Source organism: Falsiroseomonas oryzae, from assembly GCF_027856955.1.
GTDB classification, from domain to species: Bacteria; Pseudomonadota; Alphaproteobacteria; order Acetobacterales; family Acetobacteraceae; genus Falsiroseomonas; species Falsiroseomonas oryzae.
Map to the genome: position 1 here is coordinate 14,928 of NZ_JAPSMD010000009.1, position 25,278 is coordinate 40,205.

The following is a 25,278-nucleotide window of genomic DNA, read 5'->3' on the forward strand; positions in this document are numbered from 1 at the left end:
CCGGACCGCCTGCCGGGCGGCCGCCACGTGGCGCAGCCCAGCTTATGCCGCATCACGGTAGAGCGGCGCGCGCACCGGTCAAGCGCCTGGGCGGGTTCCGCGCGACGAAGTCCAGGATGATGCTGTCCATCAGCAGGGCGAGCGCCGCGTCGGGCCGCTTCTCCGGCTCCGCATCCGGGGTGCCGAACAGTGCGGCGACCACCTCGCAGCCGCGCTCCTGCAGGACATGCTCGCGCGTCGCCGGCAGGCCCAGCACGGCGCCGCGCCGCTACAGGCCCGCGAGGAGGCCGGCTCTATCCTGGCTGCTCACCTCCTCTCTCCTCGCCCTCGTGCACCCGATGCCGTGCGCCCGCCCGCGTGCGCTCCGTCGTCCGGCCGCCGGCACCCTGGATGGGGCGGCCACGCCGCTTCCGCGGCGCAGAATCTTGGCGCCGCGCTGGCCGCCCAACCGGGGCGCGCGATCGAGAATCGGTCCGAATGGCTGCCTGACGGCTGGATCGTCCGCAAGCGTCGCGGCCCCGCACGAGAGATCGATACCCGGCGGAAGACGGGCTGACCTGTGGCCGACGGAGTCGGCCGAGGCCGCGAATGCGGCCCGCCGCGTCGGCGGCGAGCCAGGGCCCGGAGGGCCGCCGGCGTCTGAGGCGGTTATGTAGGCTGTGGATTTCGCGATGATTTTCGGGGCATGTCGCGCTTGCTTCGATCAAGCAGTTCGAACCACGCGCCGTTGGACAGCCCGCAAACTCATAGTTTTTTTTGGATTTTTCTGGACGTACCAGATCGTCCAAGTCAGCAGGTCCGGAGAGAATTGGCCTTTGGAGAGCGATTTTCGGCTCTCGCCGGTTAGGGGCGGTCAATAGGTCGGCCCAGAACGCCCCAGCAAACCTGCCACTCAGCGCGGCGGTCGGTCAGGCGGAGAGCACGGCTCGTATGGGAACTGGCGGAGCGAGACGGATTCGAATCGGGGGTACGCCGTTCGTTGGTGGCCAGGCCTTGGAATGCGGGTCAGATGCGGACCGTGATGTACTGGCATCGTCGGTTGCGTGTCCCCGCATCCAACGATACCAATACTTCTCGACCAGATCCAGAACGGCCGTTCCCTCCCAGGGCAACGGCCGTTTTGCTGTTCGGGGCATCGCATGCCCGATCAGCGGCCGGCATCTGCAGGAACGCCGCCAGGTCGCCCCGCAGGCTCAGCGACACCTCGCCGCGGCGCTCGCCTGGATGGATCAGGATCGCGTCGATCAGCCCGCGCAGCGCCTCGGTCGCAGCCAGCATCGTCGCTGGGTCCTTCAGCGCCTCCTCCAGCGCCTCGACCTTGCGGCGATACAGCGTAGGCAACTGCGGGTGTACACGCGGGAGTGCCTGGCCATTGTGGTGGCGCGGCGGCTGACCTCCGACGACGTGCTGCAGGTGCTGACGCATCTGTTCGTCGAACGCGGACCACCGGGGCACCTTCGCTCCGAGAACGGGCCGGAGTTCGTGGCGAAGGTGGTGCGCGGCTGGCTCTGCCGGCTCGCGGTGACGAGCCTGTTCATCGAGCTCGGCAGCCCTTGGGAGAACGGCTACAGTGAATCGTTCAACGGCAAGCTGCGGGATGAACTGCTGGACCGGCAGATCTTTCTATTCGCTGCGGGAAGCTGAGGTGCTGATCGAGCGCTGGCGGCGGCACTACAACACGATCAGGCCGCACAGCGCGCTGAGCTATCGGCCGCCGGCGCCAGAAGCGGCGTTGCCCTGGCCGTCTGGCCCCGCCTACCCTCCGCTCCGGCAGGGCCAGACGGCCACGCCAGAAAATGGGTCAAGTCTCTCATAGCCCGTGGTTCCCCAATCAGGGGCAGGTCACATTATCTCGGGGCGTTGCCCACACCCCGCATCTAACGATCCCAGCGTTTGGAACCGGGGAAGGGTGCTCGCCGTTCGCAACGGTATGCGCCCCGCCCGGCCGCATGCCGAGCGCGACGGGGCTGCGGCAAGGTTCGACCGAGGCCGCCGCAGCCTGCAAATGCGATTTTGGTGCATGCTGGCCTTCGGCGTCGTTGGTGTTGGGGCCGGTCCAAAATGCAGGGGCAAGTCACTCCGGGCGGGCATCCCGGTTGGTCAGCCAGCGCCTTCCGGTTCCGGATACGGACCGGCCGGCGCGGATCGCCCGCGCCTCGCCTCGCTCGGGCGCCGCCACTGGGTGACGGTCCTGCCGGCGGCTTTTCGCTGCCAGGGCCGCTCTCGGTGTCGCGCGGCCTCCGGGCGGCCGCGCACGACCACCGCTGACGGGACTTGCCCGCCGGCGCAGGTGCCCTGTATGGGCGCCCTGGCCGGAAGACAAGTCGAGGGAGCCAGGATGGCGCGCCTGAAGCGCGAGGATCGTGAGCGTCAGATTCTCGACGGCGCCATCCGCTTCTTCTCCGAGCACGGCTTCGGCGGCCAGACCCGCGAGCTCGCCCGGCAGCTCGGCGTAACGCAGCCCCTTCTCTATCTCTACTTTCCCTCGAAGCAGGCCCTCATCGAGCGGGTCTACCAGGAGCTGTTCCTGACGCGCTGGCGGCCGGAATGGGAAGTGCTGGTCGCCGACCGCAGCCTGCCGCTGCGCGTGCGCATGACGCGGTTCTATGCGGAGTTCCAGGAGACGATCTTTTCCCGCGAATGGGTCCGGATGTTCGTCTACGCCGGCCTCGACGGCGTAGACTACAATCGCCGCACGCTCGAGCGGCTGGAGGCGCGCATCTTCCGCCGCGTCTGCGTCGAGCTCCGTCTCGCCGCCGGCTATCCGGAAGTCGCGCCGGAGACGGTGTCGCCCGCGGAACTCGAGTATGTCTGGCAGCTGCACGGGCGGCTCTTCTACTGGAACCTGCGTCGCCACGTGTACGGCCTGCCCGATCGCGCCGCTGCCGAGGAGGTCATCGAGATGATGATGGACGATCTTCTCGCCGGCAGCGCTCTCGTGCTCGCGCGGCTCCTCGGGCCGCCCCAAGCGCGGGCCGCTTCCGCCGCCCGACGGCAGCCGCAGCCCGCCAGCTGAGCCGCTGCATTCGGCTTGACGTGAGCGTGTCCATCAACTAATCAAGCGATAATTAAGGCTGTGTCCGTTAGAGACGCGGTCCTTGGGAGAGACGTTCATGAAGGCGGCAGGATTCCGATTCCTGCGCGCTCGCTGTGTCGCGGAGGCTCTGGCTCTCAAGGCCGAGCACGGCGAGGATGCGCGCTTCATCGCGGGGGGGCAGAGCCTAGTCCCCGCGCTCAATCTCCGGCTTCTCGAACCTCGCGCGCTGATCGACATCGCCGGCCTGCCCGAGTTGACGGGCATTCGCGTGGAGCGTGGGCGTCTCGTGATTGGCGCGCTGACGCGCCACGCGGCGCTCACCGGCGATCCGCTGGTTGCCGCGCATGCGCCGCTGCTGCTCGAGGCGCTGCCCTACGTGGCCCATGCCGCAATCCGGAACCGCGGCACCTTCGGCGGCAGCATCGCGCTCGCCGACCCCGCCGCGGAGTGGCCGGCCTGCTGCCTCGCGCTCGACGCCACCATGGTCCTGACCGGGCCGCACGCCGAGGGCGAGCGCCGGGTGCCGGCGACGGAGTTCTTCCGCGGCCTCTACGCCACGGCGCTCGGTCCGGACGATCTGCTCCTGCGCGTCGAGATTCCCTGCCAGCCGGCCGGCACACGCAACGCAGCGCTGGAGCTCGCCCGCCGGCACGGTGACTTCGCCATCGTCGGTGTCGCGGCCACCGCTTCCGACCGCGAGCTCAAGGATGCGCGCATCGCCTTCTTCGGCGTCGCCGACCGCCCGATGCGCTTCGCCGAGGTGGAGCGCGCGCTGGCCGTCGAGGGGGTGAGCGCCGCGGCCGAGGCGCTGGCGCGGCAGGTCGACCCGCCAGCGGATCTCTACCACTCCGCCGCGACGAAGCGGCACCTGGCCGGTGTGCTGCTGCGGCGCGCCGTGGATCGGCTGCGCGGCGCGGCCTGAAGGGAAGGCGTCATGGACGAGGAGATCGAACTCGCCTTCACGCTCAACGGCAAGGCGGTGCGCCGACGCGTGCCCGTGCGGCTGCACGCGGTGGACCTGTTGCGCGAGGTCTTCGGCCTCTCCGGCCCGCGCGTCGCGTGTGAGCACGGCATCTGCGGCGCCTGCACGCTGCGCGTGGATGGCCAGCTCGCACGCGGCTGCCTGCTGCTCGCCCCCCAGCTGGAAGGGACCGATGTCTGGACCATCGAGGGCCTGACCGCGACCGGGGAAATTGCGGATCTGCAGAACGAGTTCCACGCCCGCAACGCGATGCAGTGCGGCTGGTGCACGGCCGGGATGCTGATCACGGCGGCGGAGATCCTGGACGCGCCGGCCCCGATGGATCGCCAGGCGATCCGCGAGCATCTCTCGGGCAACTACTGCCGCTGCACCGGCTACCAGGCGATCGTGGATGCGGTGGAGGCCACGCGGCAGGCCCGCGCAGCTGGAAGGAGCGCGGCATGAATCGGATACTGCGCGAGGCCGCCGATACACCGGCGATCGGCGCCGCCGTGCCGCGGCCCAACGGCCGCCGCCTGCTGGAAGGCCGCGGCCGCTACGTGGACGACATCGCCCTGCCGCGCATGGCGCATGTGGCCTTCCTGCGCAGCCCTCACGCCCATGCGCGCATCCTGGCCATCCGCGCCGAGACGGCGCGCGGCATGCCGGGCGTCCTGGACGTGGTGACGGGCCAGGATCTGGCCGAGACCGTGCAGCCTTTCGCCGGGCTGCTGGTACACTTCAAGGGCATGAAGTCCGCCCAGCAGCGCTGCATCGCCGTGGACCGCGCTGCCTGGCAGGGCGAGCCGGTGGCCGCTGTGGTCGCGGAGACGCGGCGGCAGGCCGAGGACGCCGCCGCGCGGATCGAGGTGGAGTACGAGCCGCTGCCGGCCGTCGGCTCGCTCGCCGCGGCGGCAGAGCCGGGCGGCATGATCGCCCAGCCGGAGCTCGGCGACAATGTCTGCTTCACGCGCGAGGTGGAGGGCGGAGACTGGGACCGCGCCATGGCGCAGGCCGACCTGGTGGTGGAGCGCAGCTTCCGCTTCCCGCGCCACACCGGCGTCTGCCCGGAAGGTCGCTCCGTCATCGGCGACTGGAACCCGGCCGACCGACGGCTGACCGTCCACATCTCCCACCAGGCGCCGCACATGATCCAGGACTGCTACGCGCGCCTGCTCGGTCTCTCGGAATCCGACGTGCGCGTGGTCTGCCCCGATGTCGGCGGCAGCTACGGCATCAAGACGCATGTCTATGGCGACGAGCTCGCGACCTGCGCGCTGTCCATGCGGATCGGCCGGCCGGTGAAGTTCGTCGCGGACCGGCTGGAGAGCTTCCTTTCCGACATCCACAACCGCGACCACGCCGTGACTGCGAAGCTGGCGGTGAAGCGGGACGGCACCATCCTCGCCCTCGGCTACGAGGGGACGCAGGCGATCGGCCCCTATTCCGTCTATCCGCGCACCAGCGTGGTGGAGGGGAACCAGATCGCCAATATCTGCGGCCAGTGGTACCGGCTGCAGGGCTACCGCGCGAAGGTGCGCGCTCTGTTCACCAACCTCGCTCCCTATTCGAACTACCGCGCCGTCGGCCATCCCGTTGCGGTCGGCGTGACCGAGGGCCTGGTGGACGCGGCGGCGCGGCAGATCGGCATGGACCCGGCCGAGATCCGCCGCAGGAACCTGCTGCGCGACGAGGATTTCCCGCTGCAGACACCCTCGGGCATGAAGTTCGAGGGCATGTCGCACCACCGCTGCCTCGATACCGTGCTGCGCATGATGGACTATGACAGCCTCCGCGCCGACCAGGCGGAGGCGCGCAGGCGCGGGGTCTATCGCGGCATCGGCCTCGCCTCGATGATCGAGATCACGAACCCCTCCGCCATGTTCTACGGCGTGGGCGGGGCGCGCATCTCGGCCCAGGATGGCTGCACGGTGCGGCTGGAGCCGCAGGGCGGCATCATGGTGCTGCATGGCTGCGGCGAGCAGGGGCAGGGCACGGAGACGATCTTCGCACAGGTCGTCGCGGACGCGGTCGGCGTGCCGATGGGCCGCGTGCGGCTGGTGACCGGCGACACCGACGCCACGCCCTATGGCGGCGGCACCTGGGCGAGCCGTGGTGCGGGCGTCGGCGGGGAGGCCGCCTGGCAGGCGGGCCGCGCGCTGCGCAAGTCCATCCTCGACCTCGCCGCCACCATCCATCAGCGCGACGCCGCGCAGCTCGACATCCGCGGCGGCATCGTGGTGGATGCGGCGACCGGCGAGCAGGTGACCGACTTGGCGGAGGTTGGGCGTGTCGCCTATTTCCGCCCCGACACGCTGGGCGGCGTGCGGCCGGAGCTTTCGGTCACGCGGCACTACCTGCCGACGCAATACGCCTTCGCCTTCACCAACGGCATCCTGGCCTGCCACCTCGAGGTGGACCCCGACACCGGCTTCATGAAGCTGCTGAAGTTCTGGGCCGTGGAGGATTGCGGCAAGGTCCTCAACCCGCTGCTGGTCGAGGAACAGATGCGCGGCGCCATCGTGCAGGGCATCGGGCCGACGCTGCTGGAGGAGTGTCTCTACGACGAGCGCGGCCAGATGCTGAACGGCAGCATGGTGGACTACCTGGTGCCGATGGCCGCCGAGATGCCCGACATGGAGGTCGCGCATATCGAAACGCCGACGCGCGAGTCCGCGATCGGTGCGAAGGGCGCGGGCGAGGCCGGCACCGCGGGCGCGCCCGCCGCCATCATGAACGCGCTGAACGACGCGCTGTCGCCCTTCGGTGCGGAGCTGACGGAGATGCCCTTCACGCCGGAGCGCATCCTGCGCGCCCTCGGCAAGTCCTGAGCGGGAGGAGAGGTCCATGTCCGGCGACATCGCGGCATCCGGCGGCGCGGTGGACGCCGCGCACCGCGGACTCGAGAGCTTCACCCGCCTGTTCCACATCGTCTCGGTCTTCGGCTTGCTCGCCATTGCGCTGCTGGTTTGTGCCGACGTGCTGTCGCGCGGGCTGTTCAACCAGCCGGTGCCGGGCACGGCGGAGATGGTGGCGAACACCCTGGTCGGCCTGGTCTTCCTGCAACTGCCTTTCGCCGTGCTGAGCAACGGCATGATCCGCGCCACCGTCGTGTACGACGCGGCGAACGATCGCGGGCGGCTGGCGATCGAGACGGTCACCTGCCTGCTCGGCATCGGGATCTGCGGCGCCATCGCCTATGGCGGGTGGGGTCCGATGCTGGAGGCCATCGAGATCGGTGCCTACGAGGGCGAGGGCGCGTTGCGCGTGCCGGTCTGGCCCGTCCGCATCATCCTGGTGACCATGTCGGCGCTGGCCGCGCTCGCCTACTTCGCCATGCTCATCAATGCATGGCGGCATGGCGCGCCGAAGGACAGCTCGGCGGCGGTCGAGTGACGGGGCAGCGGGCGGCAAGGGGGGAACCGGCATGACGGGGATCGAGATCGCCACGCTGATGGTCGGCCTGCTGATCATCCTGGTGGCCTGCGGCGTCCACATCGCGCTCTGCCTGATCGCGGCGAGCATGACGGGCGTGATGCTGATCACCGGCAACCCGATGGTGCCGGTGCGCATGCTGCAATCCACTGCCTTCCAGTTCCTGCGCGACTACGTCTTCGCCGTGATCCCGCTCTTCATCCTCATGGGCGATCTGGTCGGCCGTTGCGGCGCGGCGGAGGACATGTTCAAGGCGGTGAACCGGGGCCTGCGGCGCATCCCGGGCCGGCTGGCCGTGGCGACCGTGATCGGCAACGCGATCTTCGCAACCGTCACGGGCGTCTCCGTCGCTGCGGCGGCGGCCTTCAGCCGCTTCGCCTATCCGGCGATGCGCAAGGCCGGCTACCAGCAGCAATTCGCCGTCGGCGCCATCGCCGGCAGTGCCGTGCTCGGCATGCTGATCCCGCCGAGCGTGCTGATGATCGTCTGGGGGATCCTGGCGGAGCAATCCATCGGCCAGCTCTTCCTGGCCGGCATCGGGCCGGGCCTGCTGCTGACGGCCCTGCTCTGCGTCTACATCATCGTCTCCGTGAAGCGGGATCCGTCGCTGGCGCCGGATGTCGCGCCTGTCGCGACCGGCCTGCCCTCCGGCCCCCCCGCAGCGCGCAGCCTTTCGGCCGCCGCCACGCCGCCCGCCTTCGTCGAGCGCGCGAAGGAGAATGCGCAACTGCCGATGACGCCGCACGAATGGCTGGGCGCCGGCGGAATCGGCGCGCTGATGCTGCTGGTGCTCGGAGGAATCTGGGGCGGCCTCTTCACCCCGACCGAGGCCGCGGCGATCGGCGCGCTGGGTGCGCTGACGCTCGCCTTCCTCAAGGGGATGACCGTGCGCCAGGTCTTCGGCGTGTTCTACGACACCGCGAAGATCACCGCGCCGCTGCTGCTGCTGCTGATCGCGGCGCAGATGTATTCGCGCATGCTCTCCATGGGCGGGATGACGGCGGCGGTTCAGGGCCTGGTCACGGGCCTCGATCTCGGTCCGCTCGAGGTCATGCTGATCATGGTCGTGATCTGGCTGCTGCTCGGCATGATCATCGACAGCGTCTCGATCATGCTGCTGACCGTGCCGATCTTCTGGCCGGTGGCGAACATGCTGGGCTTCGACCCGATCGCCTTCGCCATCGTCGGCATCCTGGTGATCGAGTGCGGCCTGCTGACCCCGCCATTCGGGATGCTGCTGTTCTCCGTGAAGAGCGCCCTGCCGGGACAAGGCGTCAGCATCGCCATGATCGTCAGGGGAAGCCTGCCCTATGTCGGGCTGATCCTGCTGACCGCGGCGCTGGTGTGGACCTTCCCGCCGATCGCCACCTGGATCCCGCGCAACCTGATGTGAGCCGGGCGACTGCCACACGCCACCAAGGGAGGAATGAGCAGATGTCGAGGACTTCCATCAGCCGGCGCGGCGCGCTGGCGTGCGGCGCGGCGGGGCTTTCCGTCGCGCTGATCGGCACGAAAGCCAGCGCCCAGGCACGCGCCATCAACCTGCGCATCGCGTCGGGCCACACCACCTCGGCGCTCGCCTATGTCGGCGTGGCCGACAGCTTCTTCATCCCCGAGGTGGTGCGCCGCTCGCGCGAGCGCGGGCATCCGGTGACCTTCACCGTCTCCTGGGGCGGCGCGGTGACGCGCGTGAACGAGACGGTGGAAGCCGTCCAGAACGGCGTCGTGGATGTCGGCCTGTTCCTCGCCACGTTCGAGGCGGCGCGCCTGTTCTCCCATAACTGGCACCCCTGGGTGCCGTTCTCGCCCGACAGCAACGCGCTGCAGGTCAAGGTCACGCACGAGGTCTATGAGCGCGTGCCCTATCTGCGGAACGTGTTCGAGCAGCGCTTCGGTCAGCGCATGATCGCCGTCTCCGGCGCGCCGAGCGTGGACCTCGCGACGCGCACGCCGTGGAACCGGCTCGAGGACCTGCGCGGGCGGCGCATCGCGGGCGCGGGGGCGCTGCTGAACTTCCTCCGGCCCGCCGGCATCGTCGGCGTGCAGGGCAGCCTCGCGGACTTCTTCACCTCGGCCCAGTCGGGCGTGGTGGACGGGGTGATGACCGTGACCGCCGGCAAGATTGCGATCCGCCTCTACGAGGTGAACCCGCACCTGCACGTCACGCGCTTCGGCGCTTCCGGCTCCGCGCACATCACGGTCAACTCCGACCGGTGGCGGAGCCTGCCGCGCCCCGTGCAGGAGACGATCCAGGAAGTGGCGACCGAGTGGCAGTTCAAGACGGCGGAGGAGAACGACCGTCTCTACGCCACTGCCGTGGACCAGTGGCGCACCTTCCCCAACACGACCGTCAGCTACATGAGCGAGGAGACGCGCCTCGCCTGGGCGCAGGCGCTCGCTGGCCTGCCGCTCGAGCAGGCGCGGGAAGCCGATCGTCGCGGCATGCCCGGCTCGCAGATCCTGCGGACCTACATGGAGCGGCTCACGGCCAACGACTTCCGGCTGCCGATCGCCTACCCGACGGCCTGAGGCGGGCGTGACCAGGACGGCCCGGGCGGTTCGCCGCCCGGGCCGTTCGCGTCAGCGGGGGCGCGTTCAGAGGCGCCCGATCGCGCGCAGCACCTTCTCCGGCGTCGCCGGCATGTCGATATGGCGCACGCCATGCACCGACAGGGCGTCGGACACCGCGCCCACTACCGCGGCCAGCGCGCCGGTGATGCCGCCCTCTCCCGCGCCCTTCACGCCGAGCGGGTTCTTCGGGCTCGGCACCTCGTTCATCGCGGTGACCAGGTTCGGCAGGTCGTCGGCGCGCGGCATCGTGTAGTCCATGAAGCTCGCCGTCAGCAGCTGGCCGCTGGCCGCATCGTGCACGATGCGCTCCAGCAGGGTCTGGCCGATTCCCTGCGCGATGCCGCCCTGGATCTGGCCGTGCACGATCATCGGGTTGATCACGCGTCCTACATCGTCCACCGCGACATAGTTCTCGACGGTCACCGCGCCGGTCTCGCGGCAGACGGAGACCTCGCAGACATGGCAGCCATTGGGGAAGGAGGGACCGTCGGCCGTGTGGTCCATCTCCGCCGCCAGCGCGTTGCCGAGCTCGGCCGCCAGCGCGCCGCTCTCCATCGCGCGCGCGACCTCGAAGATCGACACGCCGCGATCGGTCCCGCCGACCAGGAAGCGCCCGCCTTCCAGCACGATGTCGCCAGGCGCGGCCTCCAGCATATGTGCGGCGGCGGCGCGGCCCATCTCGATCACCTTCGTCCCCGCCAGGTGGATGGCCGTGCCCGCGACGCGCATGGATCGCGTGGCGTAGGATCCGTCGCCCCATTTCACGCGGTCCGTGTCGCCCATCACCACGTCCACGAGGGCAGGATGCACGCCGAGCAGCTCCACGGCGAGCTGCGCATAGGCCGTCTCGCAGCCCTGGCCCATCGGGCCTGAGCCCGCCATCACCTCGACCCGGCCGGTCGAGCCCAGCACCCGCACCTCGGCGAATTCGCGCGGCATGCCGCCGGCGACCTCGACGTAGTTGGAGATGCCGATGCCGCGCAGCCGTCCGCGCGCCGCATCCGCCGCACGGCGCGCCGGGAAGCCGTCCCAATCCGCAAGCTGCAGCGCCATGGCCTGGCTGTCGGCGAAGCGGCCGCTGTCGTAGTTCAGGCCGATGAACGTCTTGAAAGGGAAGGCGTCGTCGGGGATGAGGTTGCGCCGGCGGATCTCCGCGCGGTCCAGCCCCATGTCGGCCGCGGCAAGGTCGAGAAGCCGCTCGACGATGTAGGTGCCTTCAGGCCTCCCAGCGCCGCGGTAGATGTTGACGGGGCAGGTGTTGGTGATCGCGACCTGCACCTCCGCGTGGCAGAGCGGTGTCCGGTACAGAACCTGCGTGGAGCGCAGGAAGTTCCAGGTCGGCGGGATCACCGCGAGCGGCGTGACAAAGGCGCCGGTGTTCGCGATCTGGCGGATACGGAGCGCCAGGATCCGTCCTTCGGCATCCAGCGCCAGCTCGCCGTGGCAGCGCTGGTCGCGCGTCATCCAGTCCGAGAGGAAGCCCTCGGTGCGGTCGGCGACCCACTTCACCGGCCGGCCGATCCGCTGTGCCGCCCAGCAGGCCAGCGCGTACTCGTTGTAGAGGTGGATCTTGCCGCCGAAGCCGCCGCCGACATCGGCTGAGACCACGCGGAACCGCTCGCGGGCCACCTTGAAGACGTGGTCGGCGAGGTAGTCCTTCGCGCGGTTCGCCGCCTGGGTGCAGGTGTGCAGGGTCCAGCGCCCTGTCGCGGTGTCGTAGTCGGCGACCGCCGCGCGCGGCTCCATGAAGCCTTGGGTGATGCGGGTCTGCTCCACCGTCAGGCTGGCGACATGGGCGGCCTGGTCGAACGCGGCCTGGACGGCGGCGGGATCCCCGAAGCTCCAGTCGAGCACGCGATTGCCGGGGACGTGCTCCTGCAGCTGCGGCGCACTGGGGGCGAGCGCGTCCGCGGCCTCGCTCACATGCGGCAGGATTTCCCACTGGATGGCGACGAGCTCCGCCGCATCGCGCGCCTGCTGGAGCGTGTCGGCGACCACCAGCGCGACCTCGTGCCCGACATACATCGCCCGCCCGCGGGCGAGCGGCAGGTAGGGCACCTCGATGAACTCGCTGCCGTCCCGGTTCTTCGGATAGGCCGGTGCCGCCGCGCCAGAGAGCCCAGGCGGGCATCCCAGCCCATCGGCAGTGGCGTCCTCCCCGGTCAGCACGGCGTGAACGCCGGGTGCGGCGCGGGCTGCGGCGGTGTCCATTGCGACTATCCGCGCATGCGGATGCGGCGAGCGGAGCAGATGGGCGAAGACTTGCCCGGGGAGCGAGACGTCGGCCGTGAAGCGGCCCTGGCCGCGCAGCAGCCTGTCGTCCTCCCGGCGCCGGACGGGCTGGCCAATGCCGAAGCGCGCGGCATCCGCCGCCGCGGTGACCTGATCCATGACATCCCTCCACCATATGCGGCGCGCCGTGATCCTGGCGCCTGTAATTATCTTTTGATAATTATGTGGCCATCCGCCGCGGCTTCGCAAGCGCGGCGTGCCGGCCGTGCTCCACCGGCGGAGGGAGTAGGATGATCTCATGGCGCTGTGGCTGAAGCGCTCGATTGCGGCTGCCGTGAAGGCGGCCGCCTAGGACACTGTGCGGACCACGGTGGAGGCGCTGCTTGCCGACATCACCCGGCGCGGCGATGCCGCCGTGCGCGAGATGTCGGCGCAGTTCGACGGCTGGGACCGCGCCGATTTCCGGCTGGCCGATGCCGAGATCCGCGCCTGCCTGTCCGAGCTGCCAGCCCGCGCACTGGACGAGATCCGCTTCGCGCAGGAGCAGGTGCTGAACTTCGCGCAGGCGCAGCACGAGTCGATGAAGGACATCGAGGTCGAGACGCTGCCCGGCGTGATCCTCGGCCACCGCAACATCCCGGTGAACTCGGTCGGCTGCTACGTGCCGGGCGGCAAGTACCCGCTGCTGGCTTCTGCCCACATGTCGGTCGTGACGGCGAAGGTCGCGGGCGTGCCGCGCATCATCACCTGTGCGCCGCCCTACCAGGGCCGGCCGGCGCCCGCGATCGTCGCCGCCCGGCACCTGGCCGGCGCCGACGAGATCCGCGTGCTCGGCGGCGTGCAGGCGGTGGGCGCGATGGCGCTCGGCACCGAGACGATCGCGCCAGTGGACATGCTGGTCGGGCCCGGCAACGCCTATGTCGCCAAGGCCAAGCGCCAGCTCTTCGGGCGTGTCGGGATTGATCTCTTCGCAGGGCCGACCGAGACGCTGGTGATTGCCGACGAGACTGTGGACGGCGAGATCTGCGCGACCAACCTGCCCGGCCAGGCCGAGCACGGTCCCACCAGCCCCGCGATCCGGCTGACCGATTCTGAGAAGCTCGCCCGCGAGACGATGAGGGAAGTCGAGCGGCTGCTCACCGTCCTGCCAACCGCCGCGATCGCCGCGAAGGCCTGGGCGGATTACGGCGAGGTGATCCTCTGCGTCGACAAGGCGGAGATGCTGAGGGAGGCCGACCGCATTGCCAGCGAGCATGTGCAGGTCATGACCTCCGACGACGATTTCTTCCTGAAGAACATGACCAACTACGGCGCGCTGTTCCTTGGCCCGCGCACCAATGTGAGCTATGGCGACAAGGTCATCGGCACGAACCACACGCTGCCGACGCTGGGCGCGCCGCGCTACACGGGCGGGCTCTGGGTCGGCAAGTTCCTCGTCCGCAGTGGAAGAGAACCTCCGGCGCGGGCGACTCCTGCTGCTCCTCGCGCTCGATCGCGCAGGCGCCGGACTGCGCGGTTTCGTGGAGGACCTGCGCAACATGCCCGGTCTGCCGTTCGAGATCGGGCTGCTCGAAGCGGCCTGTCACGCCGACCCGGACCGGCCAGCCGACGTTCTCGTGACGACCCGGCTGGTTCATGTGCTCCGGGCCATCGACCGGCCGGTCTTTCGGGTGGTCGACGGTGGTGAGGTCGATCCGGTATCGGCGTCTCAGACCCTGAAGCGCCGGCCGGTTCCGCTGCTCGAGGCGGAGTTCTACGCGATGCTTGAGGCGCGAGAGGCAGGGGCGGGCGAACGGCTTCGGAAGTTCGTCGAGCGCCTTCTGCCGCTCGGAGTTCGCGCCGACGTCGTTCGAACCCTGACGCTGCGAGGGGAAATCAGCGACCAGGCGTCTCTGAGCCTTTGCTCGATCTCCACGGCCGGTGAGGTCCAGATCTACCCGGCAACGCCGTCCGTGCTTGCACTCCCTGGCGGGCCGGAGGCTGTGCAGTTCTACCTCGATGGCATAGCCAGACTGGCCGGCGGCGAAATTGCCCCTGGTGGCACTGCCAACGGCGCGCTGACCAACCAGAGGATCTTGAAGGATGGGCGATATCCGCGCGTTGCCGATCTACTTGATCATGCCAATGGTTGGCTTGAGGTGATCAGGGCCTGCCTGGATCGCCTTCGAGGCTAGTTGGCCTGCGCGGGCTGTATGGATTGCTGCGAGAGACCTTGGCCGGAGGATTAGTGCACTCGAGTGCACGGGATTTGCACACGGACTAACTCGCCGAGCCACAGCCGCGGCTGGGGAGGGCAAATGTACCACTACCATGTCAGCCAAGCCGTGCTGAAGGGCGGCGCGACGGAGCGGCCAGCGATCGAACGCCTCCCGGCCGGCGAGATCGAAGCGGCGGTGGTCGCCCAGGTCCGCGCCCTGCTACGCCAGCCCGAGATGGTGGTCGGCACATGGCGGGCGGCGCGGACGACAGCGCCCGACGTGACCGAGCAGGGGGTTCTGCTGGCGCTGGAGCGGATCGAGCCGCTGTGGGACGAGCTCTTCCCCGCCGAGCGGGCGCGCATCGTCCGGCTGCTGGTGGACCGGGTCGACGTCCGGGCGGAGGGCGCCGCGGTGCGGCTGCGGCTGGACGGGCTCGGCAGCCTGGTCCGCGACCTCGCCGCCCAGGCGCCCGAGGCCGGGAGATCTGCGGCATGAGCGAGGCGGCGCAGACCCTCACGGTGGTCATCCCGCTCCGGATGAAGCCGCGCGGCGGGCGGAAGGCGATGGTCATGCCCGGCGTGCTGGCGCTGGAGCGCCGGCAGGACATCACGCTCATCAAGGCGGTGGCGCGGGCGTTCCGGTGGCGGCGGATGCTGGAAACCGGGCGGTTCGGCACAATCAACGAGCTGGCCGCGGCCGAGAAGATCAACTCGTCCTACGTCTCGCGCGTGCTGCGGCTGACGCTGCTAGCTCCGGACATCGTGGAAGCGATCCTGGACGGGCGGCAGCCGCAGGGGACCACGCTGCCGTCACTGATGGAGCCGCTCCCGGTGGAGTGGGAGCGGCAGCGAAAGGCATTCGCTGTTAGCTGAGCAGGGTGCCGCCGGGGCACGCGGCGGATCAGTTGACGTACCGGTCCGCCTGGAAGGCTACCGGTGGGCCGTGGCACGAACCGGCGCCGCCACAGGCAGGGCGTCCGCGCCCATGGCCGTCGTGCAGGCTTCGGCAGCTGAGGCGTGCGCCGCGCTTTCCAGCCCCGCACTTATGCCACCCACCACAGCGGCAAGCGCGCGGCACAACGCCGCCAAGCGTAAGGGTGCGCCTTCCTGGGCCGGAAGCGGCGCCCCGAGCGCGAAGGCAGGCGCCCCGTCGCCAATCGCCACTGCGGCGGCGAAGCCCGGCCCGCCGGTGTCACGCAGGCGCGCCGCCGATGCGTGGACGACGCCAAGGATCGCCCTGGAGCCTGGCCCGTAGCCAATGGCTACCGCCATACCGCTGCCCATCCTGCGCGTCATGACATCGAGTGCGTCGAGCGCGCCCGCGACAACACCGTCCTGTTCGTCCGACCCCTCCTCGCAGCGCGTGGGCGCGAGCTCGAGCACTGCTGCATGCTCCTCGAACAGAAGCGCTGAGACCAGCGCGTCATGCGCCGCGTCATGCCGACGCTCCATCGTCAACAAAACGACGCCGCCGTCTCCCGACTGCCAGGTTGCCGGCATGTTGAGCAGTACGCCGGCGCGGCACGGCTGCAAGGCGTCCCGTTCGGTCTCGAGATAGTGGTAGGTCGTCTGCTCGCGGGCGAGGGCGGGCGGCACGGCAAGGCTGGCGGCAAGCACCGCTGCGCCAATACGAGACGGCATCATCGAGACCCTTCTGTCACGGCCCACGGCGCTCTCCATCGTCCTGCCCGGCCCTCGGCCTTGGCGTCCGCTTGGTAGTCGCCTCATGATCTGTTCGAGACGCAGGCTGGTCGGGCGACGGGGCCGGCCGACGAGTGTGGAGGCTGTGCGGGGCGCGTGACCCGGGCGAGCAAGGCGCTACCCACGGCGCCCGCCACCGCCATTCCGATCACCGGGATCATGTGCCCCGCCATCGCCCCGATGCCGAAGGCCAGCATCGGCGGTGCAGCGAGCAGCGCGATGCCGCGGCTGGTGTAGAGCACGCCGAGCACCCCGCCGACCGAACGTGATCCGAAGTTGTCGGCGACAAAGGCCGGCAACAGCGCGACGAAGCCGCCCTGCAGCGCGCCGAAGCCGAGTGCGAAGACCTGCAGCGTGGGCTCGTTCTCTGCTGCCGCCCAGAGCAGCATGGAGGCCGCCATGGCGGCGCAGCAGACGAGGAATACCTTGCGCCGACCCACTGCGTCCCCGAGGGCCGCCAATAGGAAGCGCCCGATGATCGTGCCGATTCCGATCAACCCGAGCAGCGCGACCGCGTCATGCCGGGCTAGCCCCATGTCGCGCGCAGTGCCAACAAGCAGCGCATGCGGCAGCACGGAGGGCAGCGAGACGAGCAGTGTACCGGCATAGAGCAGGGCGGAATCACGGCTCAGAACGGCAGCCGGCGGCGTCAGGCGCGGCGCCGTCGCCGGCGCTTCCTGCTCTTGCGGGGCAGGCGCCAGGAGCAGCGCGCCCGCGACGCCGATAAGTGCGGCCAGCAACCCACATGCGACGAAAGCCGCGCGCCAGTCGCCAAGCGCGGAAAATGCGTCGGCTCCTGGTGGCACGAGGGCCGTGCCGATGCCGATACCGCTCACCGCAATGCCGGAGGCAAGGCCGCGATGGATGTCGAACCAGCGCTGCACGGCGGCGATGGCCGGGACATAGGCGAAGCCGCAGCCCAGGCCGATCAGCAAGCCGTAGCCGACATAAACCTCAATCAGGCTTGAGGCGGCAGCGGCTATCAGGAAGCCGAGCGCGACCAGCAGCATTCCCATGACGGCCAGCACACGCGCGCCCATGCGATCGGCAAGCGGCCCGGTCAGCGCGCTGACGAAGAAGCAACTGCCCCCGCTCAGCGCATACACGATCGAGACCGAGGCGCGCGAAGAGCCGAACGTCGCGGCGATATCCTCCGCAAAGGCAGCGTAAGAGTAGATTGCGCCGTAGCCCACCATGGTGACGAGGAAGGCGCCGGCCACCACCGCCCATCCGCGGAACCGCGGTGGTGGACGGTGGTGCAACGACCGCGAGCGAGGCAGCAGATCCGGCGCGGTGCGGCGCGCCTGTAGTCTGGCTGGAAGCGCCTCGGTCAGCATGCGCCCCACCCCTCCAGGGAGACGAAGTGCTCAGGTGGCGCTACCACCCAATCCCGGCCGCGCCGCGGCAAGCTGCCGACGCGGAGGCGGAGAACGGCGCAACTCATGCTTCCGGTGCGCTCCTCCGGGACGCAGCCGTCAGCATCTTGGCGTGTCACCGCTCAAGCATGGCCGCAGCGAGAAAGCCGACCGCCTGGGTGGCGGACATCTCGGCCAATTCCGGCCACGCGACCGTGCGGAGCATGCCTCGACCGACGGGCGCCGGTTGGAACGAGACCACATGCTCGCCGACTGGCGGGAGATCCCAGCCATGCGTCGCCCCTCGATAGTGGAGGATGCGCACGGGAACGCCCGCATCCTCGAAGTGTGAGGCCAGGTGGAGGCAGTCGCGCGGCGGGAGGCCCGCGCCGGTATCGCCATGCAGCACTAGCACCGGCGCGCGGGAGACGCCCGAACTCCCTGGCAGCGCGCCGGCGAGGGAGGCGCAGTCAGGATAGAGAAGGACGCGCGCCGTCCAGTCCCGCTCCTTTCCGCCGGGCCACACCGCGACGGCATGGGCGCCCCGGCCGAAGCCCAGTGCCGCGAGGCGCGTCGCGTCTATGCCCGGCTGCGCGGCGAGCACCTGCCAGGCGCGATCAAGAACATCAGCTTCCGCTTGCGGATTGAAGGACACGGGGCCGTCTGCGCCGTCCGCAGAGACGTGGTAGAGTTCTACCTCAAGCGCGGCGATGCCAGCATCGAGAAGCTGCCTTACGGTCAGTTCCGCGCGCCGGTCCGTGCCTGGGCTGTCGTACACGAGGATGACGGCAGGCACCGGCGCCGCAAACTGCCGCATCGTCAGCAGGCCTACCGCGCCCTCAGCATCATGAAGCAGGCGCGTCTCGAGCGACGACGCGGCTGTGGCGTAGGAGCCGACGAACAGCACCCCGCACAGCAGGCCGAGCCGGCGGAGCACGAATCGCGCCCAGTCGAGATGCCAGGCGAAGATCAGCCTGCGCACCGCGGACTCCACCTCCTGCGGGTTGCCACCGGCCGTGCGACGCACCGCCTCGGCCGCAGCGGGGGCGTGCTCGGCACGCGCGAGCCGCCACGTCGGGCGCGGCGCCGCCGCGGTGCGGAACGGGCTCATGCGCCTAGCCCGCGCGTGTTGGTGCCCTGCCTAGCTTGACGGCGGTGACGGAGCGCAAGGGCGTCGGGGCGGGCGCGGTGCTTGCCTCCTGCCGTTGGCGCGAGGGCGCCCTGCGAGGCCGGCGGGGCGGTGATCGCCCGCGCCAGTTCGTCGAGAAGCGCGAGGTTGACCGCTACGGCGTAGGCGCGGCTTGCTGCTTCCGCGGCCAAGGGATCGCCATGCAGCGCCGCCGCGCGCAGGCGCGACCGCGCGACCTCGGCCAGTTCCGCGCGGCGCCGCGGGTTCGGGCGCGAACGGCGAGGCAACTTCGCGCTCCGGCGCGACAGTGGATCCTGGAAGGTTGTTCGCATCTAGGGAGGGGCTCCAGCCTCCTCCCACCCTTCCACGCCTCGGCGTAGGGTCCAGGCCAGAAGGAGCCGGGGCGCGTCGTTCGTTGCCAAATCTGTCCAAACGCTGCGTGATTTGTCTATCGTGCCCTCGCGGCCGGAGTTCGCGCGCCAGGGCGCCTCGGCTGAGGATGGGGTGTTGCCATGCGAATTCCTGCGCTTCCGACCGACAGCACAGCGCGGACGACGTTCAAGGTCGGCCGCGCAAGCGACACCGCGGAGCTCGATGCACCTTCGCGCGTGAGCGACCGCCTTCCGGGATCGAGCCGCGAGGACCGTGACCGTCTGCATGATCGCGCGCTATCGCGCATGCGCTTCGGCAGCCGGGTTTTCAGCGTCGCGATCTGCAGCGCAGGGCCCATACTGGCAAGTCACGACGAGAGCCGCTTGGCGACCGACGTTTCGGTGAGCAGCGACGAGAGCGATGTCTTCGGCTTTTCGATGCCTCTGCGGGGCCATATGACGCTGGTTCAGCGCGGCAACCCGACGACCGCAGCCTTGTCCGGCCGCCTCGCCCACCGTCTCGGGACCGATACGCGCCTGGCCAGCACAGACCGCTGCGCGATCAGCCGTCGGCCATCATATCTTTCGCATGGCTCCCGATGACGGGAGTGAAAACGATGTTCTTGGGCGCACGCTCCCTCGATCCTCCGGTGGCCGCGAAGTTCAAGACCACAAGCAGCGTCGATCCGGCGGAGTTCACTGCCAGTTCGCGCATCAGCACCCGGCTTCCGGGGGTGAGCTGCAACTACGCCTATCAGCTGCGGGACCGTGCGCTGTGGCGCATGCGCTTCAACGAGTCGATCTTTGCCATGGCAGATCGCCGTGCTGGCACGATCGACGCGTGCTTCGCTGAAAATCGCTTCAGTACCGAGGTCACGCTCAGCGGCGGGGAAAGCAACAACTTTGTCGTCGTAATGCCCTGCAAGGGCTCCCTGACGCTACTGCAGGACGGCGCCGCGACGACCGCCAGCGAAGGCCGTGGTCTCGTCATGCGTCCGAGCCCGCGCGCCCGGGTGGTGTTCAGTGACGCCGGCGCCCGTGCCAATCTCTGTTTCAAAGTGGCGGAGGTTGAAGCGGCGCTGCAACACGCACTCGACCGCGACTTGCGCCGGCCGCTAGAGTTCGCCCCGGGGCTGGACTGGACCTGCGGCTTGGCCGTGAGCTTCAAGCGCCAGTTAGATGCCGTGTTCGGCGAGTTCCAGAGTCTTGACGGAGTGGCCGACAATCCCGTCGCGCTCGCCGCCATGACCGACCTCCTGGTGACCCTGCTGCTGCGCGCCGTGCCGCACAACTACACCGCCCAGTTGGACATCGGGGCACCATGCGCGGTGCCGGCCTATGTGCGGCGCGCCGAGGAGTTCATGCGCGCTAACAGCACCAATCCGATCCGTATCGCTGATGTCGCCGTTGCAGCAGGGTGCAGCGTGCGCAATCTGCACGGCGTGTTCCGGCGTTTCCGCGGCATGACGCCGCTCGCCGCGCTGCACGCGATCCGGCTGGACGCGGTAAGCGAGGAGTTGCGGACCGGTAGGAGCGGCACATCCGCGGCGGCCGTCGCGCGCCGCCACGGCTTCACCAACCTAGCACGCTTCGCCACCGCGTATCGCCGCCGCTTCGGCGAGGCACCATCGGAGACTGCCCATAGCAATGAGGGCTCTGTCAGCGCTCGCGCCAAGATAGCAGCAGGCAGAGCGCGTGGTGTGTGATCCACCCTGGTTTCCGTGGCGTTCGGGCCATTGAGCATGCCATGCCGGCCGTCTTGCTGACCGGCAACGCCGGTGATGGGACGCCACTCACTCTCGAAGGGGCATGGACGCAGGACGTCTCGCTGCTGCGCCGCGTGCGAACGGAAGTAGTACTCTCGGAGCTACCGCACACACGGCAGCCCCAATCACGTTGCGATGGCGGCCGCGCGGTCGTTTTCGGCCTTATCGGCGCTCATCCGGCTGAGGTGCCCGGCCCGTAAGCTACCTGCACCGGCCTAGACCTTCCGCGCTCCCCAGAAGATCGGGAAAGACGCCGGCACGATGCCTTGCACGCTGGTGCGATGGGCCGTCGGGTTGAAGTGCTGGCCCGTCGGGATGTAGGGCACCTCCTCGAGTGCGATCCGTTGCATCTGACGTGCAATGGACTTGCGGGCGTTGAGGTCCGGGGCGTCCAGCCACTCGTTCCGTAGCGCTTCGAGGCGCGGCGATACAGGCCAGCCGAACCAGCCCGCAGGCCCGTTCCCGCGCAGCGGGAGGTGGGTGGAGGGATCGGCAACGGTCAGGCCTTCAAAGGTCGTGCAGAAGGCGCTCCAGCCGCCGCGGTCCACCGGCTCCTTGCTCGTGCGTCGCTGCACCAGCGTGCCCCAATCCATGGCGGCAAATTCGGTGTTCAGGCCGAGGCGCCTGAAAAGGGCGTTCGCGACCTGGGCGAGCGCCATGGTCGCGGGATAATCCGTCGGCGCCATCAGTACGACGCGCTCGTTATTGTAGCCGCTCTCCGCGACCATCTGGCGCGCTCGGGCCAGATCGCGCGGGCCGGTTAGCACCTCCATCGCCTCGTCATTCGCCATGTGCATCCCGGGGGTGAAGGTGCCGACGGGCACGCGGAAGAGATCGGGCTCGCTGCCCAGCGCCACGGTGACGAAATCCTTTTGGCTCAGGGCAGGCAGGAGGGCCTGGCGGAGCTTTTGGTTGTTGAAGGGCGGCTGCGTATGGTTCAGCGCGATCATGCCGGTCACACCGATCCGGTCGTTGACAGCAACGCGGATCCCGCGGTTGCGGCGCATCAACGGCAGCAGGTCGACCTGGGGCTGCTGCACCCAATCCACCTCATTGTTGCCGAGGGCTGAGACGGCCGTCGCGGAGTCCGGCATGATCCGCCATTCCACGCGGTCGAAATTCGCCACCTTGCCGCCGGCAATGAAGCTTGGCGGCTCAGGGCGGGGTCGGTAATTCTCATTCCGAAGGTAGATGGCCTGGGACCCGGAGATCCACTGGTCCCGCACAAACCGGTAGGGGCCGGAGCCGACGATTCATTGATCTGCGTGAAGGCGTCGGTCCTCGCCACCCGCTCCGGCATCATGAAGCAGAAGTCGCTGAAGGCCTCGAGCATCAGACCGAAGGGCTGCTTGAGGCGGATGACGAAGCTCCTGTCGTCGGGCGCGCTCATCTCCTCCGTGCGCTCGAGCAGCGTCTGGCCCATGGGACGCCGGCGGCCCCAGCGCTGAACACTGGCGATGCAGTCGGCGCCGCGCACCGGCACGCCGTCATGGAAGACCTGCCCCTCGCGCAGCCGGAAGCGCCAGGTCAGGCGGTCCTCCGAAACCTCATGCGCTTCGACCATCTGCGGCCTGGGCGTGAAGCTCTCATCCAGTGCGAAGAGCATGTCCCAGATCATCAGCCCGTGGTTCCGGGCGACGGTCGTCGTCGTCCAGACCGGGTCGGGGTTGTGGAGATTGCCCTCGGGCACGAAGCGCAGCACGCGGGTCGGGTTCTGCGCGAGGGTGGGGCGAGCCAGGGCCGACAGGGCGGCGGTGGCGGCAATCAGGGTCCGGCGGCGCATGCTTCGTATCTTGGCTCAAGCCTGCTCCAGCAGGTGTCGCGCGAGGAAGGCCATGACTGCGCGATGGGCCGTCCGCCGGTTGTCGCGCTTGAGGAAACCATGACCTTTGTTGCGGAAGGTCAGATACTCCACGGGGATATCCCGCCGCAACAGGGCCGGGACGATCTGCTCGCTCTCGTGCGGCGGCACGCGGGGGTCCGTCAGCCCCTGCGCCATGAGGAGCGGGCAGGCAATGGCATCGGCTTTGTGCAGGGGGAGAGGGTCTCAAGCAGTTCCGCGTCCCGCGCGGGATCGCCGTATTCGGCGGCGTGGTGGGCCCGCTCGTCTCCAGCCGCATCCCGGCCGAAGACAGCCCCGCCATCCACTGGACTGCCGGCGACGAAGGAGACGGCGTCACGATGCGCCGTGCGCGGCCGCACCCTCCCGTGCGGCAGACGTTCCCACACCTGCGCGGATCCGTCGGCATCGTTCGGGAAGTAGAGCCGTCCATCCGAGGGGTAGCTCGGGAGGGTGGCGGTAAGTGCGGACAGAAAGCGGTCAAGGCTGACAGCGGGGTCTTGCATGGGAGGTTCCTGCGGCACCGCGGAAGGCTCCTCCTTCCCAGACCCATCCGCCAGGAGGAACGCACTTTACAGTCGGCTTGTGATTTGCCGCCACTGGCAGGCACGCGTCGTCTGAGCCGATGGGCGCTCGGCATGCAAACCGCCTTCCGCACCCCTCGGTCGTTGCGGCTGGAGACGCCGCGGCCACTTTCGGCAAAGCCGGTGTGCGCGGCTGACGGCCGGGGTGGGCGCAAAGCTGCCGATCTCGGCCCTCGCCAAGCAGTATTTGCTCATGCACCAACAGCGGACACGCGGAAGACGGGGTTGAGCGCATCCGGTCCGAACCGGGTGACCTGGACGATCTCGGCCACGCCGGCGGCGTCCAGGCCACGAAGCCGCGCCCCGGCTTTGATATCTTAGGAGGTTCCCATCTCGGCTAGATTATCGCGCGTTTCATCGGGTGGACCGTCGAACCACTACAAGCCAGGTCTCCGCCTCGCCGAGGGTTCCGTACCGAAGTGTTCGCTCTCGAAGTACGGATTTCGGGCAAGTGGGGTTCGAACCACGGCAAGACTCGACCGCGCTGAATCCGGCCTTTTACCTAGATTTTTTGGTTCCGTACCAAATCGCCCAAGTCAGGAGGTGCGGAGAGAAAGGGCCTCCGGAGAGCGATTTTCGCCCGTCTCCGCGTCCGGCCGGTCAACAGGTCAGCCGCCAAACGCCCAGGAAACCTGCCACTCATCGCGGCGGTTAGCCTGTCGGAGAGCGGGACGCGCTAGGGAACTGGCGGAGCAAGACGGATTCGAATTGGGAGTACGCCGTTCGTTGATGGCCGAGCCCTGGAATGCTGGTCAGATGCGGACCGTGATGTACTGGCATCGTCGGTTGCGTGTCCCCGCATCCATCTTGATTTGCTCCACGAACGCCCCAGCAAGATCGCCGGGGCGTTTCTGCTTCCGAGCCCCCTCCGCCAGGCGCAGGATCGCTCCCAACTCGCCTCGTACCTCAATCCGCAACTGGCCGCCCTCCGGCACCAGCCGGATCGCCTCGACCAGGCCACACACGACCTCCCGCGCCTCCGCCGCGTCGTCAGAATCGAGCACGCGCGAGAGCTCGGCAACGCGCTGCCGGTAGAGCTCGGCCAGGTTCGGGTGCAGAAGCGGGGCAGGCGCCTCGGCGGTTGCCAGCTCGGCCTCGAGGGCAAGACGGCGCGTCTCCAGCGTTGCCATCCGCTCCCGCAGCGCCGCTGCCGGCGTGCCATCCGCGATCGCGTCCACCAGCCGCTCGATCTGGCCGCGGACCCGCTCCCAGCTCGGTCCGCTTGGCGCTCTGCCCGGCCGAGGCCTCGGACTGCAGCCGGTTCCAGGTCGCGGTGAACTCAGCGACGAACGCCCGGAACAGCTCCGGATCCATCAGCCGCTCGCGCAACGCACCGAGCGTGGTCTGCTCAAGCACGTCCTGCCGCACCGTCAGCCGGTTGGTGCAGGCCGTCGGGCCCTTGTTGCGCGCCGTCGAGCAGGCCAGCACGGCCGCAGCCGAACACAGGAGCCGTCGTTCAGCCACAGCCGCCCCCGCTTCGGCTGCCGCCGCGGCACCTTCAGCCCCTCGCGCCGCCAGATGCGCTCCATACGCTTGGCGTTCACCCGCCAGCCCTCGGCCCGCAGCAGCGCGGTGATCCGGCGGTAGCCGTAGCGGCCATACTCCGCTGCCAGCGACACCACCGCATCGGTCAGGTCAGTCTCGTCGGACCGCACCGACCGCACCCTGCGCTGCGTCGATCGCGACTGGCCCAGCGAGCGGCATGCCCGGCGCTCGGACACCCCGAGCACCGCCTGCACATGCCGGACCCCGGCCCGGCAGCGCTCAGGGCCTAGAAGTTTCGCTCATCAGCTTCTTTCAGGATCTGCTTGTCGAGCGTCAGTTCCGCCACCGCGCTCTTCAGCCGCGCGTTCTCGCGCTCGAGGGCTTTCAGCCGACGCGCCTGGTCCACCTTCAGGCCACCGTATTCAGATCGCCATCGATAAGAGCTCGCCTCCGAAACTCCAAGCCAGCGGCAGATCTCTCCCACCGTCCGACCTTGCGCCAACTCCACCTCGGCCTGCCGCAACAGCCCGATGATCTGCTCCGCCGTCTTACGCTTCTTCAGTAGCCCTGCCTCCTTCCAAGGAGGCCAACTCTCTCATCCCCGACGGATCCCG

At 69.2% G+C, this 25,278-nt stretch carries 22 protein-coding genes and 3 pseudogenes; 14 read left to right on the plus strand and 11 right to left on the minus strand.

Annotation, left to right across the window (positions count from 1 at the left end; all coding sequences use genetic code 11):
• Positions 1–52: 52 nt before the first annotated feature.
• Complete coding sequence (locus OZN99_RS02520) at positions 53–256, minus strand: hypothetical protein (protein ID WP_270933592.1); 204 nt, start codon at positions 254–256, stop codon at positions 53–55.
• A gap of 749 nt (positions 257–1,005) precedes the next feature.
• Complete coding sequence (locus OZN99_RS02525; protein WP_270933593.1) at positions 1,006–1,341, minus strand: hypothetical protein; 336 nt, start codon at positions 1,339–1,341, stop codon at positions 1,006–1,008.
• Positions 1,342–1,350: 9 nt separating this feature from the next.
• On the opposite strand from OZN99_RS02525, the pseudogene OZN99_RS02530 reads away from it, so the two are divergent.
• From OZN99_RS02530 to dctP, 8 genes and pseudogenes are all read left to right on the plus strand, one after another.
• A pseudogene (locus tag OZN99_RS02530) lies at positions 1,351–1,816 on the plus strand (integrase core domain-containing protein); the annotation flags it as partial.
• Between the two features lie 522 nt (positions 1,817–2,338).
• Positions 2,339–3,016: a TetR/AcrR family transcriptional regulator gene (locus OZN99_RS02535; RefSeq protein ID WP_270933594.1), complete on the plus strand. Its 678-nt coding sequence runs from the start codon at positions 2,339–2,341 to the stop codon at positions 3,014–3,016.
• A 97-nt stretch (positions 3,017–3,113) separates the two neighbouring features.
• Complete coding sequence (locus tag OZN99_RS02540) at positions 3,114–3,959, plus strand: FAD binding domain-containing protein (protein ID WP_270933595.1); 846 nt, start codon at positions 3,114–3,116, stop codon at positions 3,957–3,959.
• A 12-nt stretch (positions 3,960–3,971) separates the two neighbouring features.
• Positions 3,972–4,463 carry a (2Fe-2S)-binding protein gene (locus tag OZN99_RS02545; RefSeq protein WP_270933596.1) on the plus strand — a complete coding sequence of 164 codons (492 nt, stop codon included), beginning with the start codon at positions 3,972–3,974 and terminating at the stop codon, positions 4,461–4,463.
• Positions 4,460–6,829, plus strand: coding sequence for a xanthine dehydrogenase family protein molybdopterin-binding subunit (locus tag OZN99_RS02550; RefSeq protein WP_270933597.1), 2,370 nt, complete (start codon positions 4,460–4,462; stop codon positions 6,827–6,829). Before OZN99_RS02545 ends, OZN99_RS02550 begins: the two co-directional genes overlap by 4 nt.
• 16 nt (positions 6,830–6,845) lie before the next feature.
• Positions 6,846–7,394 carry a TRAP transporter small permease gene (locus OZN99_RS02555; RefSeq protein ID WP_270933598.1) on the plus strand — a complete coding sequence of 183 codons (549 nt, stop codon included), beginning with the start codon at positions 6,846–6,848 and terminating at the stop codon, positions 7,392–7,394.
• A 31-nt stretch (positions 7,395–7,425) separates the two neighbouring features.
• Positions 7,426–8,826: a TRAP transporter large permease gene (locus OZN99_RS02560; RefSeq protein ID WP_270933599.1), complete on the plus strand. Its 1,401-nt coding sequence runs from the start codon at positions 7,426–7,428 to the stop codon at positions 8,824–8,826.
• A gap of 41 nt (positions 8,827–8,867) precedes the next feature.
• Positions 8,868–9,962, plus strand: coding sequence for a TRAP transporter substrate-binding protein DctP (dctP, locus tag OZN99_RS02565; RefSeq protein WP_270933600.1), 1,095 nt, complete (start codon positions 8,868–8,870; stop codon positions 9,960–9,962).
• Between the two features lie 66 nt (positions 9,963–10,028).
• Here the strand turns inward: dctP and OZN99_RS02570 are convergent, their stop codons facing one another.
• Positions 10,029–12,395, minus strand: coding sequence for a xanthine dehydrogenase family protein molybdopterin-binding subunit (locus OZN99_RS02570; RefSeq protein ID WP_270933601.1), 2,367 nt, complete (start codon positions 12,393–12,395; stop codon positions 10,029–10,031).
• 199 nt (positions 12,396–12,594) lie between these two features.
• Between OZN99_RS02570 and hisD the strand changes: the two genes are divergently transcribed.
• From hisD to OZN99_RS02590, 4 genes are all read left to right on the plus strand, one after another.
• On the plus strand, positions 12,595–13,923 hold the full coding sequence (gene hisD / locus OZN99_RS02575; protein WP_270933602.1) for a histidinol dehydrogenase: 1,329 nt from the start codon (positions 12,595–12,597) through the stop codon (positions 13,921–13,923).
• Positions 13,853–14,410 (plus strand): hypothetical protein, encoded by a 558-nt coding sequence (locus OZN99_RS02580; protein ID WP_270933603.1) that lies wholly within the window; start codon positions 13,853–13,855, stop codon positions 14,408–14,410. Before hisD ends, OZN99_RS02580 begins: the two co-directional genes overlap by 71 nt.
• A 123-nt stretch (positions 14,411–14,533) precedes the next feature.
• Positions 14,534–14,929 (plus strand): hypothetical protein, encoded by a 396-nt coding sequence (locus tag OZN99_RS02585; protein WP_270933604.1) that lies wholly within the window; start codon positions 14,534–14,536, stop codon positions 14,927–14,929.
• The gene (locus OZN99_RS02590) at positions 14,926–15,306 is read left to right on the plus strand and encodes a hypothetical protein (protein ID WP_270933605.1); all 381 of its coding nucleotides are present in this window, start codon (positions 14,926–14,928) and stop codon (positions 15,304–15,306) included. Before OZN99_RS02585 ends, OZN99_RS02590 begins: the two co-directional genes overlap by 4 nt.
• A gap of 57 nt (positions 15,307–15,363) precedes the next feature.
• On the opposite strand, the gene OZN99_RS02595 is transcribed toward OZN99_RS02590, so the two are convergent.
• The 3 genes from OZN99_RS02595 to OZN99_RS02605 all read right to left on the minus strand — a co-directional run bounded on the left by OZN99_RS02595 (position 15,364) and on the right by OZN99_RS02605 (position 18,600).
• The gene (locus OZN99_RS02595) at positions 15,364–16,113 is read right to left on the minus strand and encodes a hypothetical protein (RefSeq protein ID WP_270933606.1); all 750 of its coding nucleotides are present in this window, start codon (positions 16,111–16,113) and stop codon (positions 15,364–15,366) included.
• Positions 16,114–16,157: 44 nt separating this feature from the next.
• Positions 16,158–17,471: an MFS transporter gene (locus tag OZN99_RS02600; RefSeq protein ID WP_270933607.1), complete on the minus strand. Its 1,314-nt coding sequence runs from the start codon at positions 17,469–17,471 to the stop codon at positions 16,158–16,160.
• 154 nt (positions 17,472–17,625) lie between these two features.
• The gene (locus OZN99_RS02605; protein WP_270933608.1) at positions 17,626–18,600 is read right to left on the minus strand and encodes a dienelactone hydrolase family protein; all 975 of its coding nucleotides are present in this window, start codon (positions 18,598–18,600) and stop codon (positions 17,626–17,628) included.
• Between the two features lie 530 nt (positions 18,601–19,130).
• On the opposite strand from OZN99_RS02605, the gene OZN99_RS02610 reads away from it, so the two are divergent.
• Positions 19,131–19,592, plus strand: coding sequence for a hypothetical protein (locus tag OZN99_RS02610; protein WP_270933609.1), 462 nt, complete (start codon positions 19,131–19,133; stop codon positions 19,590–19,592).
• A gap of 47 nt (positions 19,593–19,639) precedes the next feature.
• Positions 19,640–20,695: an AraC family transcriptional regulator gene (locus OZN99_RS02615; RefSeq protein ID WP_270933610.1), complete on the plus strand. Its 1,056-nt coding sequence runs from the start codon at positions 19,640–19,642 to the stop codon at positions 20,693–20,695.
• A gap of 275 nt (positions 20,696–20,970) precedes the next feature.
• On the opposite strand, the pseudogene OZN99_RS33485 reads toward OZN99_RS02615, so the two are convergent.
• The 5 genes and pseudogenes from OZN99_RS33485 to OZN99_RS02640 all read right to left on the minus strand — a co-directional run.
• Positions 20,971–22,538: pseudogene (locus OZN99_RS33485) on the minus strand (ABC transporter substrate-binding protein).
• Between the two features lie 15 nt (positions 22,539–22,553).
• Positions 22,554–22,754, minus strand: coding sequence for a prolyl oligopeptidase family serine peptidase (locus OZN99_RS02625; RefSeq protein WP_270933611.1), 201 nt, complete (start codon positions 22,752–22,754; stop codon positions 22,554–22,556).
• Positions 22,739–23,101, minus strand: a complete 363-nt coding sequence (locus OZN99_RS02630; RefSeq protein ID WP_270933622.1) for a hypothetical protein — start codon at positions 23,099–23,101, stop codon at positions 22,739–22,741. The genes OZN99_RS02625 and OZN99_RS02630 overlap by 16 nt, the downstream gene beginning before the upstream one ends.
• Before the next feature lie 830 nt (positions 23,102–23,931).
• Complete coding sequence (locus OZN99_RS02635) at positions 23,932–24,357, minus strand: hypothetical protein (protein WP_270933612.1); 426 nt, start codon at positions 24,355–24,357, stop codon at positions 23,932–23,934.
• A gap of 249 nt (positions 24,358–24,606) precedes the next feature.
• Positions 24,607–25,226 (minus strand): annotated as a pseudogene (locus OZN99_RS02640) (transposase); the annotation flags it as partial.
• Positions 25,227–25,278: the final 52 nt, after the last annotated feature.

What these genes read in the sequence shown, in the direction of transcription:
- OZN99_RS02535 (WP_270933594.1), top strand. Translation starts at nt 2,339, where the DNA reads ATGGCGCGCCTGAAGCGCGAGGATCGTGAGCGTCAGATTCTCGACGGC.
- OZN99_RS02540 (WP_270933595.1), top strand. Translation starts at nt 3,114, where the DNA reads ATGAAGGCGGCAGGATTCCGATTCCTGCGCGCTCGCTGTGTCGCGGAG.
- OZN99_RS02545 (WP_270933596.1), top strand. Translation starts at nt 3,972, where the DNA reads ATGGACGAGGAGATCGAACTCGCCTTCACGCTCAACGGCAAGGCGGTG.
- OZN99_RS02550 (WP_270933597.1), top strand. Translation starts at nt 4,460, where the DNA reads ATGAATCGGATACTGCGCGAGGCCGCCGATACACCGGCGATCGGCGCC.
- OZN99_RS02555 (WP_270933598.1), top strand. Translation starts at nt 6,846, where the DNA reads ATGTCCGGCGACATCGCGGCATCCGGCGGCGCGGTGGACGCCGCGCAC.
- OZN99_RS02560 (WP_270933599.1), top strand. Translation starts at nt 7,426, where the DNA reads ATGACGGGGATCGAGATCGCCACGCTGATGGTCGGCCTGCTGATCATC.
- dctP (WP_270933600.1), top strand. Translation starts at nt 8,868, where the DNA reads ATGTCGAGGACTTCCATCAGCCGGCGCGGCGCGCTGGCGTGCGGCGCG.
- OZN99_RS02570 (WP_270933601.1), bottom strand. Translation starts at nt 12,395, where the DNA reads ATGGATCAGGTCACCGCGGCGGCGGATGCCGCGCGCTTCGGCATTGGC.
- OZN99_RS02585 (WP_270933604.1), top strand. Translation starts at nt 14,534, where the DNA reads ATGTACCACTACCATGTCAGCCAAGCCGTGCTGAAGGGCGGCGCGACG.
- OZN99_RS02590 (WP_270933605.1), top strand. Translation starts at nt 14,926, where the DNA reads ATGAGCGAGGCGGCGCAGACCCTCACGGTGGTCATCCCGCTCCGGATG.
- OZN99_RS02595 (WP_270933606.1), bottom strand. Translation starts at nt 16,113, where the DNA reads ATGGAGAGCGCCGTGGGCCGTGACAGAAGGGTCTCGATGATGCCGTCT.
- OZN99_RS02600 (WP_270933607.1), bottom strand. Translation starts at nt 17,471, where the DNA reads ATGCTGACCGAGGCGCTTCCAGCCAGACTACAGGCGCGCCGCACCGCG.
- OZN99_RS02605 (WP_270933608.1), bottom strand. Translation starts at nt 18,600, where the DNA reads ATGAGCCCGTTCCGCACCGCGGCGGCGCCGCGCCCGACGTGGCGGCTC.
- OZN99_RS02610 (WP_270933609.1), top strand. Translation starts at nt 19,131, where the DNA reads ATGCGAATTCCTGCGCTTCCGACCGACAGCACAGCGCGGACGACGTTC.
- OZN99_RS02625 (WP_270933611.1), bottom strand. Translation starts at nt 22,754, where the DNA reads ATGGCGCAGGGGCTGACGGACCCCCGCGTGCCGCCGCACGAGAGCGAG.
- OZN99_RS02630 (WP_270933622.1), bottom strand. Translation starts at nt 23,101, where the DNA reads ATGCAAGACCCCGCTGTCAGCCTTGACCGCTTTCTGTCCGCACTTACC.